General features: G+C 64.3%; 11 protein-coding genes. 8 read left to right on the forward strand and 3 right to left on the reverse strand.

Annotated features, from left to right (window positions below; translation table 11 throughout):
- Positions 1-106: 106 nt before the first annotated feature.
- The 3 genes from ACE026_RS17375 to ykgO form a co-directional block, all read right to left on the reverse strand.
- Positions 107-1,141, reverse strand: coding sequence for an agmatine deiminase family protein (locus ACE026_RS17375; RefSeq protein WP_486040051.1), 1,035 nt, complete (start codon positions 1,139-1,141; stop codon positions 107-109).
- Between the two features lie 46 nt (positions 1,142-1,187).
- Complete coding sequence (locus tag ACE026_RS17380) at positions 1,188-1,514, reverse strand: hypothetical protein (protein ID WP_123729053.1); 327 nt, start codon at positions 1,512-1,514, stop codon at positions 1,188-1,190.
- 166 nt (positions 1,515-1,680) lie between these two features.
- Positions 1,681-1,806, reverse strand: coding sequence for a type B 50S ribosomal protein L36 (gene ykgO, locus ACE026_RS17385; RefSeq protein WP_057628212.1), 126 nt, complete (start codon positions 1,804-1,806; stop codon positions 1,681-1,683).
- Between the two features lie 194 nt (positions 1,807-2,000).
- Between ykgO and cmk the strand changes: the two genes are divergently transcribed.
- The 8 genes from cmk (at position 2,001) to galU (ending at position 10,308) form a co-directional block, all read left to right on the forward strand.
- Positions 2,001-2,681, forward strand: a complete 681-nt coding sequence (cmk, locus tag ACE026_RS17390; protein ID WP_486040052.1) for a (d)CMP kinase — start codon at positions 2,001-2,003, stop codon at positions 2,679-2,681.
- Positions 2,682-2,875: 194 nt separating this feature from the next.
- Positions 2,876-4,561: a 30S ribosomal protein S1 gene (gene rpsA, locus ACE026_RS17395; protein ID WP_121042136.1), complete on the forward strand. Its 1,686-nt coding sequence runs from the start codon at positions 2,876-2,878 to the stop codon at positions 4,559-4,561.
- Positions 4,562-4,649: 88 nt separating this feature from the next.
- Positions 4,650-4,955: an integration host factor subunit beta gene (locus ACE026_RS17400; RefSeq protein ID WP_019183098.1), complete on the forward strand. Its 306-nt coding sequence runs from the start codon at positions 4,650-4,652 to the stop codon at positions 4,953-4,955.
- Positions 4,956-5,058: 103 nt separating this feature from the next.
- The gene (locus ACE026_RS17405) at positions 5,059-5,340 is read left to right on the forward strand and encodes a LapA family protein (protein ID WP_486040053.1); all 282 of its coding nucleotides are present in this window, start codon (positions 5,059-5,061) and stop codon (positions 5,338-5,340) included.
- Positions 5,341-5,346: 6 nt separating this feature from the next.
- Positions 5,347-6,525: a lipopolysaccharide assembly protein LapB gene (gene lapB / locus ACE026_RS17410; RefSeq protein WP_121042140.1), complete on the forward strand. Its 1,179-nt coding sequence runs from the start codon at positions 5,347-5,349 to the stop codon at positions 6,523-6,525.
- 3 nt (positions 6,526-6,528) lie between these two features.
- Positions 6,529-7,503 carry an MraY family glycosyltransferase gene (locus ACE026_RS17415; RefSeq protein ID WP_486040054.1) on the forward strand — a complete coding sequence of 325 codons (975 nt, stop codon included), beginning with the start codon at positions 6,529-6,531 and terminating at the stop codon, positions 7,501-7,503.
- Between the two features lie 16 nt (positions 7,504-7,519).
- Positions 7,520-9,427 carry a polysaccharide biosynthesis protein gene (locus ACE026_RS17420; protein WP_486040055.1) on the forward strand — a complete coding sequence of 636 codons (1,908 nt, stop codon included), beginning with the start codon at positions 7,520-7,522 and terminating at the stop codon, positions 9,425-9,427.
- Positions 9,427-10,308 (forward strand): UTP--glucose-1-phosphate uridylyltransferase GalU, encoded by an 882-nt coding sequence (gene galU / locus ACE026_RS17425; RefSeq protein ID WP_486040057.1) that lies wholly within the window; start codon positions 9,427-9,429, stop codon positions 10,306-10,308. Before ACE026_RS17420 ends, galU begins: the two co-directional genes overlap by 1 nt.
- The last annotated feature ends 37 nt before the right edge of the window (positions 10,309-10,345 follow it).

Genomic DNA, 10,345 nt, shown 5'->3' on the forward strand with positions numbered 1-10,345 from the left:
CATCCATGGCGCCCTGACGGTCCCGCCCCTCCACACCCGCCATCCCTTCGACAGTGCGTCGGTGGCCTGCCAAACAGCGGTAGCCCGCGACCGTTGGTCGTGGCGCTTAGGCCAACAACCCGGCCGGCAGCTGCATGGTGATGCAGTGCAGGCTGCCGTTCTGCCAGATCAGCGAACGGCACGGCACCGGCACGATCTCGCGGTCCGGATAGGCCTGGGCCAACACCGCACGCGCAGCCTCGTCGGCCGCATCGCCATAGGCCGGCATCAGCACCGCGCCGTTGAGGATCAGGTAGTTCGCATACGACGCAGCCAGGCGGCGGCCTTCGTCGATCACCGGCTGTGCCCACGGCAGCGGGAACAGGCGGTACGGCTGGCCGTCGGTGGTACGCAGCGCCGCCAGCTCCGCACCCATCGCCTGCAGTTCGGCGTAGTGCGAATCGCCCGCGTCGTCGCAGGCCTGGTAGACGATGCTGTCGGTCGAGGCGAAGCGGGCCAGGGTATCGATGTGGGCGTCGGTATCGTCGCCTTCCAGATAGCCATGGTCCAGCCACAGCACACGGTCCTGGGCCAGCCAGGTGGCCAGGTCGGCGCTGAGCGATTCCCGGCTGCGGTCCGGATGACGCTCGTGCAGGCACTGCCAGGTGGTCAGCAGGGTGCCGGCGCCGTCGGTCTCGATACCGCCGCCTTCCAGCGCGAACGGAATGCTCTGCAGCTCCGCGTTGTCGAACAGGCCCGCAGCGTGCAGCACGCCCACCAGCTGATCATCCAGGCTGGCGTCGAACTTGCCGCCCCAGCCGGTGAAGCGGAAGTCCAGCAGGCGGAAGCCGCCATCGGCACGCTTGAGCGTGATCGGGCCGGAGTCGCGCAGCCAGGTGTCGTCGTACTGGGCGGTCACGAACCGCACGCGGTCCGTGTCGATCCGGTTCGAACGCAGGCGCGCATCGGCGTACGCCTCCAGGTCGTCGTCGGCGACGATGATCACCACCGGCTGGAAGCGGGTGATGGCCGCGACGAGCGCGATGTAGGTGTCCTCGACGTCACCCAGGCGGTCGGCCCAGTCGGTGTCGGCGTGGGGCCAGGCGATCAGGATGGCGGACTGGGATTCCCATTCGGCCGGAAAGCGGAGCGTGTCGTTCATGATCTCAATGCGATGGCCCGCCGGCTGGCGGGCAAAGGGAAAGGGGTCAGCGGATCGGCGGTTTCGGCCCGATCTCGTTGGCGTCGGCGCGGTTGGCGACCACGTCGATCACCTTCTGCTTTTCGAAGTACACGGTGAACTGCGGGTAGACCCAGCGGTTGATCGTGGGCCACTGGCGCTTCTGCCCGCCGCGCGGTTCCAGGCGTTCGCCCGGGTCGCCGAACTGGGCCTGGACCTGCTGCATGCTCTGGCCGCGGACGGGCAGGGCGACGGCGGGCTTTTCACGGCTGCGGTCGATCAGCAGGGTGTCGGCGTGGGCGCTGGAAACGGCCAGCACGGCCAGCAACGGCAAGGTGGTCAGGTAACGCTTCATCTCGATCTACTCCCCAGTGGTCAAGAATGCGGAAGGTCTCGCGACCAACGGTCGTGAGCTACCCGGCGATTACACCAAAAATGGCAGCAAAAAGCCGCCCGGAGGCGGCTTTTTGTTCATCACCCGGTCCGGTGAGGGACCGATGGCGGCCGTGAGGCCAGCCGGCTCAGCGCTGGCGAGCCTTGAAGCGCGGGTTCGACTTGCAGATCACGAAGATCTTGCCGCGGCGACGGACGACCTTGCAGTCGCGGTGACGGGTCTTGGCCGACTTCAGGGAAGACAGGACTTTCATTGCATACCTCGGCGTAAACGTTGGATTCGGTTGGAGCGCGGCCGCGATATGCAGATGACAATCGGCAGGTGACGCCCGTTCAAGCCCGCCATTCTACCGGGCTTTTTCCCATCCTTTCAAGTGGTTGGGCCAAAAAAGTCTCAAGCCGCCCCGGGCAGGGGCTAGAATGGGCGGTCACATCTACCGGGAAACCCATGAATCAGCTTCCATCCGTGCTCACCATTGACGGTCCTTCCGGGGCCGGCAAAGGCACTGTCAGCCGCATTGTCGCACGCCGCCTGGGCTGGCATTACCTGGATTCGGGCGCCCTGTACCGGGCGGTGGGCGTGGCCGCCAGCTGGGCTGATATCGATACCTCCGACGCCTCGGCGCTGGTGCGCTGCACCTTCGACACCCACGTGCGCTTCGTGGAATCGGCCGATGGCGGGCTGCGGGTGCTGGTCAACGAGACCGATGCCACCGACGAGCTGCGCCTGGAGACCACCGGGGCGCTGGCCTCGGCCATTGCCGCCATCCCGGAGGTCCGGGCGGCGCTGAAAGAGCGCCAGCGCGCATTCAGGATGGAGCCGGGCCTGGTCGCCGACGGACGGGACATGGGCACGGTCATCTTCCCGGACGCCCCATTCAAGGTGTTTTTGACCGCCAGCGCCGAGGAACGGGCCGAGCGGCGGCATAAGCAGTTGAAAGACAAGGGTGTTTCGGTTAACTTTGACGACCTCCTGCGCGAGATCATGGCCCGCGACGCCCGTGATGCACAGCGCACAGTGGCGCCCCTGAAGCCGGCAGACGATGCCGTCGTCATCGACACCAGTGGTATTGGCATCGACGCTGTCGTTGCCAAGGTATTGGATCTGCTTCCGGTTTCGGGTACCTGATCCGTTGTAAAGGAGGGCCGTCAATCCATCGACGGTGTCGCACCATCGCAAGGCAACAAAAGCTCCGTCCCGCAATGATGCGTGGCGGTTTTCCTACTTAACACACGACCTGCGTTACCGGGGTCGACCAACAGGCGGGCAGTAAGCGGTTCCCTTCGGGGGCCAATGCCCATGTGTCCAACAGAGTAAATCTAATGACCGAATCATTTGCAGAGCTGTTCGAAGCCAGTCAGGCCAATCTGGCCAAGCTGAAGCCGGGCTCGATCGTCAGCGGTGTCGTTGTTGAAGTCCGCGGCGATGTCGTGGTGATCAACGCCGGCCTGAAGTCCGAAGGCATCGTGCCGATCGAACAGTTCCGTAACGACGCTGGCGAGATCGATGTCGCTGAAGGCGACGTCGTCAAGGTTGCCCTCGATTCCATCGAGAACGGCTTCGGTGAAACCGTTCTGTCGCGTGAGAAAGCCAAGCGCGCGATGGTGTGGGACGAGCTGGAAGAAGCGTTGGAAAAGAACGAAACCATCACCGGCCGCATCAGCGGCAAGGTCAAGGGTGGTTTCACCGTGGACATCAAGGATGTCCGCGCGTTCCTGCCCGGTTCGCTGGTGGATGTGCGCCCCGTGCGCGACCCGGCCTACCTGGAAGGCAAGGAGCTGGAATTCAAGCTCATCAAGCTGGACCGCAAGCGTAACAACGTCGTTGTGTCCCGTCGTGCAGTCGTCGAAAGCGAGCATTCGGAAGAGCGCGAGCAGCTGATGGACAAGCTGCAGGAAGGCGCGATCCTGAAGGGTGTCGTCAAGAACCTGACCGATTACGGCGCATTCGTGGACCTGGGCGGTATCGACGGCCTGCTGCACATCACCGACATGGCCTGGAAGCGCGTGCGCCATCCGTCCGAAGTCGTGAACGTCGGCGACGAGCTGGACGTGCGCGTGCTGAAGTTCGACCGCGAGCGCAACCGCGTTTCGCTGGGTCTGAAGCAGCTGGGTGAAGATCCGTGGGACAACATCGCCCGTCGTTACCCGGCCAACAGCCGCGTCTTCGGCAAGGTCTCCAACGTCACCGATTACGGCGCATTCGTCGAGATCGAGCCGGGCGTGGAAGGTCTGGTGCACGTGTCGGAAATGGATTGGACCAACAAGAACGTCAACCCGTCCAAGGTTGTGCAGGTCGGTGACGAAGTTGAAGTCATGGTCCTGGACGTCGACGAGGAGCGTCGCCGCATCTCGCTGGGCATGAAGCAGGTTGCCGCCAATCCGTGGGAAACCTTCGCTGCCATCCACAAGAAGGGCGACAAGGTGTCGGGCCAGATCAAGTCGATCACCGACTTCGGCATCTTCATCGGCCTGGACGGCGGTATCGATGGCCTGGTGCACCTGTCCGACATCAGCTGGAACACCACCGGCGAAGACGTGGTCCGCAACTACAAGAAGGGCGACAACCTGGACGCAGTGGTCCTGGCCGTCGATCCGGAGCGCGAGCGCATCAGCCTGGGCGTCAAGCAGCTGGAGCAGGATCCGTTCGGTCAGTACATGGCAGCCAACCCGAAGGGTTCCAAGGTCGAAGGCGTGGTCAAGGAAGTGGACGCCAAGGGCGCTACCATCGAACTGGCTGACGGCATCGAAGGCTACGTGGCCGCTCGCGACGTTGCGAACGAGCGCGTGGACGACGCGACCCAGTTCCTGAAGGTCGGCGACAAGGTTGAAGCCAAGTTCGTGGGCATGGATCGCAAGGGTCGTACCCTGCAGCTGTCGATCAAGGCCAAGGACGACGCGGAAATGCGCGAAGTGCTGGAGGAATACCAGTCCTCTTCGGCCTCGAGCGGCACCACCCAGCTCGGCGCGCTGCTGCGTGCACAGCTGAACGGCAACAAGTCCGAGTAATCGGTCTGTCGCTGTCGTAGTTTCCTGGGCGGGCCCGGACATCAGTCCGGGCCGTTTCAGGGTCTGAGTTCCTCCCCAAGAGCCCGTAATGACCAAATCCGAGCTGATCGAAATCCTGGCGCGCCGACAGGCGCATTTGAAGTCGGACGATGTCGATCTGGCCGTGAAGTCGTTGCTGGAAATGATGGGCGGGGCGCTGGCCGGCGGGGATCGCATCGAGATCCGCGGGTTCGGCAGTTTTTCGTTGCACTACCGGCCCGCACGGCTGGGGCGCAATCCCAAGACCGGGGAATCGGTCGCGTTGCCGGGCAAGCATGTCCCGCACTTCAAGCCGGGCAAGGAACTGCGTGAGCGCGTCAGCGCCGTGGTGCCGCTGGAAAGCGATCCTGCCTGAGTGTCCATCCGCCAAGGGGCGGATGCATGATTTCCATGGAGTCGGCTGGTAGAGCGGAGTGTTAGTCCGCTACTCTTGAGCCCTACGGAACTGGAGCTGCTGCATGAACATCGTACGTCTGCTGATCCTGCTGGCGGTTCTGGTCGTGGGTCTGATCATCGGCGCCCTCAACTCGCAGCCGATCATCATCAGCCTGGGCTTCACCCAGATCAATTCCACCACCGGCGTGGCGATCATCATCGCCCTGTTGTCCGGTGCAATCATCGGCGGCGGCCTCGTGCTCGCCAGTGTGGTGATCCCGATGTACGCCAAACTGCGCCGTGCGCAGAAGGCCGCGCCTGCCGTGGTCGTGGCACCCCCTTCTTCTACATTCGACGGACGCTGAGCGCCGATGGAATTTGTCTCCGAGTGGTTCTGGTTCTTCCTGTTCCTGCCCCTGGCCGCGCTGTCTGGTTGGGTGATCGGGCGTCGCGGCGGTCAGCGCCATGGCGACAACCAGGTCAGTCATCTGTCCAGCACGTACTTCCGCGGCCTGAACTATCTGCTCAACGAGCAGCCGGACAAGGCGATCGAACTGTTCCTGCACATCGCCGAGCTGGACAAGGAAACCTTCGAGACCCAGGTCGCGCTGGGCCATCTGTTCCGCCGCCGCGGTGAGGTCGATCGTGCGATCCGCCTGCACCAGGGCCTGGTCAACCGCGCGGACCTGAGCGATCAGCAGCGTGTCCAGGCTCTGCTGGCGCTGGGCGAGGACTACATGAAGTCCGGCCTGCTTGATCGTGCCGAAACCGTGTTCACCGAGCTCGCCCAGATCGACCAGCGCGCACCGCAGGCGCTCAAGCACCTGATCGGCATCTACCAGGCCGAGCGCGACTGGGAAAAGGCGATCGACAACGCCAGCCGCTTCGAAGAGGTCACCGGCGAGCCGATGGGCAAGCTGATCGGGCAGTTCGAATGCGAACTGGCCGAGCGTTACCGTGGCGCTGGCAAGATCGAAGAGGCCCGGGCGGCCATCGCGCGCGCCTACCAGGCCGATGCTATGTCGGTGCGTGCCGGCATCATCGAAGGGCGCCTGGAGAACGATGCGGGCAATGCCGAAGCCGCCGTGCGTGCCTTCGAGCGTGCCGCCCGCAACGATCCGGAGTATCTGCCAGAAGTGCTGCAGGCGCTGATGCAGAACTACCGCAAGGTCGGCGACCTCGGTGGCGCGCGCGCGTTCCTCTCGGAGATGACCGAGCATTACCGCGGCATCGCCCCGGTGCTGGCCCTGACCCAGCTGATGGAAGAGCAGGAGGGTGTCGCTCCGGCGCGTGCCTACCTCGGCCGCCAGCTCAAGGATCGTCCGTCGGTGCGTGGCGAGTCGGCCCTGATCGACCTGACCCTGGCCGAGGGCGCGGATTCCACCGCGACCCTGCACGACCTCAAGCACATCACAGACCAGTTGCTGGTCCGCAATCCGGCGTACCGCTGCACCCGTTGTGGCTTCGGCGCGCGCACGCATCACTGGCAGTGCCCGAGCTGCAAGGAATGGGGCACCGTCAAGCCACTGCTCAACTACGCGGTGCTCTGAACCATGATGGTTGCCTGGATGGCGGGGCTGCTGGCGGTGCTGGCGGTATCGGCGGGCCTCACCTGGGGCGCACGCGCCTATGCGCTGCGCCGCAATCTACTGGATGAGCCCGGCGAGCGCCGCAGCCACGGGGTGGCGACGCCACGCGGCGGTGGCATCGCGATCGTGCTGACCCTGCTGCTGGCCTGCGTGGTCGCCGCGGTGATCTGGCCCAAGGCCGGGCTCACCCTGGCGGTATTCGCGCTGGGGCTGGTGCTGGTCGCGGGCATCGGTTGGTGGGACGACCATCGGCCGCTGCCGGCGGTTCGTCGCCTGTTGGTCCATGTCATCGCGGCCGCGCTTCTGGCTGGGTTGGTCTGGCACGCCAGTGGCAATCCCTGGCAGGCGCTGCTGGCGCTGTTGTTTGCCACTTCGTTGATCAACATCTGGAACTTCATGGATGGGATCAACGGGATAGCCACCACGCAGGCGATCCTGGCCGGTCTCGCGTTCGCCCTCGTCCTGCCGCCGCCTTACGGGCTGGCTGGCGTGGTGCTGGGGTTGGCCTGCCTGGGCTTCCTGCCGTTCAACTACCCGAAGGCGCGCATCTTCATGGGCGACGTGGGGAGCGGGGCGCTGGGCTATGCGATCGCGGCGCTGGTCTGTCTGGTCAGCGTGCGCACCGATATCCATTGGCTGCTGTTGCTGGTGCCGCTTTCGGCCTTTCTTGTGGACGCAGGCTTCACATTGCTTTCGCGCATCCTGTCCGGACAGCGCTGGATGGAACCCCACACGCAGCATCTCTATCAGCGCGCGGTGAAAAGTGGTGCAAGCCACACTTTCGTCACCGGGATGTATCTTGTTTTTGGAATATTCAGTGCGGCAGTGTTTAATGCATGCACGAATTTGCAGCCGAGGTGGGAGGCTGCCGTGGCCATCGCGTGGTTTATCCTCGCGACCGGCCTTTGGCTGCTCCTGCGCAAGGGAATGCGCAACTAGAAGGATTACGCTGTTTATGACGCATTGGCAGGACCGACTTACCGGCTTGATGCCCCGTGCCGCCATTGTCGCCCACGACCTCTTCATGGTCTGGGCGTGCTGGCAGCTGCTGCACGCGGGACGCTACTCGATGCTGGCCGACGCGCCGGCGTTGCCGCTCTGGAACATCGACACCTCGCTGGTGCTGGTCATCCAGGCGGTGGTGTTCTGGCGGGTGGGCCTGTACCGCGGCCTGTGGCGCTTTGCCAGCGTCGCCGATCTGCTCAACATCTTCAAAGCCAGCTTCATCGGCCTGCTCGCCATCGTGGTGGCCTTGGCGTACAAGCGCTTCGAAGGCGTGCCGATGTCGGTGCTGGTCATCTATCCGTTTGCGCTGTCGGCGCTGCTGGGCGCCCCGCGCCTGCTGTATCGCGCGTGGAAGGACTATCAGGCGCTGCAGTCCGACGTCACCGCCCGCCGTGTGCTGATCCTCGGCGCCGGCCAGGCGGCCGAAGCCCTGGTGCGGGACCTGCGCCGCTCTGGCGATTTCGAACCGGTCGGCCTGCTCGATGATGCCCCGCATCTGCAGGGCGCCAAGCTGCAGGGCCTGCCGATTCTGGGCACGCTGGAAGATGCCCCGGCCGTGGTCCGTGAGACCGCCGCCAAACTGCTGGTGATCGCCATCCCCTCGCTGGATGCCGTCGGCATGCAGCGGGTAGTGGCCATCTGCGAGAGCACCGGCGTGCCGTTCCGCATGGTGCCCAAGCTCAACGACATCCTGTTGGGTCACTCGTTGCCGGGTGAGCTCAAGGAAGTGGCGATCGAAGATCTCCTCGGCCGCAAGCCGATCCTGCCGGACTGGGCGCTGATCCGCGGCTGGTTGGGTGGTCGCACCGTGCTCGTCACTGGCGCCGGCGGTTCGATCGGTTCGGAACTGTGCCGCCAGTGTGCACGCCACGGGGCAGGGCGGATTGTCCTGGTCGAAATGAGCGAGCTGCTGCTGCTGACCATCGAGGCCGAGCTGCAGCGCAGCTTCCCGGATCTGGTCGTGGAGGCGGTGCTGGGTGACTGCGGCGACCCCGCGGTGATCCGCCATGCGCTGTCGCTGTCGCGGGTGGACTCCGTCTTCCACGCCGCCGCCTACAAGCAGGTGCCGGTGCTGGAGCGCCAGCTGCGCGAAGCGGTGCGCAACAACATTCTCTCCACCGAGACCGTCGCCCGTGCCTGTGTCGAGGCGAAGATCGAGCACTTCGTCTTCATCTCCACCGACAAGGCGGTCGATCCGGTCAATGCGCTGGGCGCCAGCAAGCGCTACGCGGAGATGATCTGCCAGAGCCTGGACCAGAAGACCAGCCACACCCGTTTCGTGACCGTGCGCTTCGGCAACGTGCTGGCCTCGGCCGGCAGCGTGGTGCCGGTGTTCCGCGAGCAGATTCTCAAGGGCGGCCCGGTGACCGTGACCGACCCGGAAGTCACCCGTTACTTCATGACGATTCCCGAGGCCTGCCAGTTGATCCTGCAGGCGGCCGCCTCGGCTTCGCATGGGGCGATCTACACGTTGGACATGGGCGAGCCGGTGCCGATCCGCGTGCTGGCCGAGCAGATGATCCGCCTGGCCGGCAAGCAGCCGTACAAGGACATCGCCATCGTCTATACGGGCCTGCGCCCGGGCGAGAAACTGCACGAGACGCTGTTCTATTCGGACGAAGATTATCGTCCGACCGCGCACCCGAAGATTCTTGAGGCCGGCGTACGCACGTTCGCGCGCGAACAGGTGTTGGCCAATGTGCCGAAACTGCGCGAAGCGATTGCCAGCTACGACACTGATGCGATCAACAGCATTCTGTTTGCGACCATGCCGGAGTTCTCTCCGCTGCAACAGGACGATCACGTCAGCTCTGCTAAAGTTCTCGCCTTTCCGGCGCGTGAGGCCAACAGGTTCTGATGAGCAAGCGTATTCGTAAGGCGGTATTTCCTGTCGCAGGGTTGGGAACGCGATTCCTTCCGGCCACCAAAACCGTTCCGAAGGAAATGCTGCCGATCATTGATCGGCCGTTGATCCAGTACGCCGTTGATGAGGCGATCGAGGCCGGCTGTGACACCTTGATCTTCATCACCAACCGCTACAAGCATGCGGTCGCGGATTACTTCGACAAAGCCTACGAGCTGGAGCAGAAGCTCGAGCGCGCCGGCAAGAAGGAACAGCTCGAACTGGTCCGTCATGTGCTGCCCAACGGCGTCCGCGCCGTCTTCGTGACCCAGGCTGAGGCATTGGGCCTGGGCCATGCGGTGCTGTGCGCCAAGGCGATTGTCGGCGACGAACCGTTTGCCGTGCTGCTGCCGGACGATCTGATCTGGAACCGCGGTAACGGTGCGCTCAAGCAGATGGCCGATGCCAACGAAGCCACCGGCGCCAGCATCATCGCGGTCGAAGACGTGCCGCATGACAAGACCGGCAGCTACGGCATCGTGGCCACCGAGGCCTTCGACGGCCGCCAGGGCAAGATCAACGCGATCGTCGAAAAGCCCAAGCCCGAAGACGCCCCGAGCGATCTGGCCGTGGTCGGCCGTTACGTGCTCAGCCCGAAGATCTTCGAGCTGCTCGAAGCGACCGGGACCGGTGCAGGTGGCGAGATCCAGCTGACCGACGCGATTGCCGAACTGCTCAAGACCGAACGCGTGGACGCGTTCCGCTTTGAGGGCCGTCGCTTTGACTGCGGTACCCATCTGGGCCTGGTCGAAGCCACGATCCGCTTCGCGCTCGACAACGAGAAGCTGGCCGGTCCGGCGCGCGAAGTGCTGCAGAAGATGTTGGCTGAAGGCTGAGGACGAGCTGCCGCCGCGCGATGCAGTGGTAGTAGTG

It is taken from the genome of Stenotrophomonas sp. AGC87, from assembly GCF_057333975.1.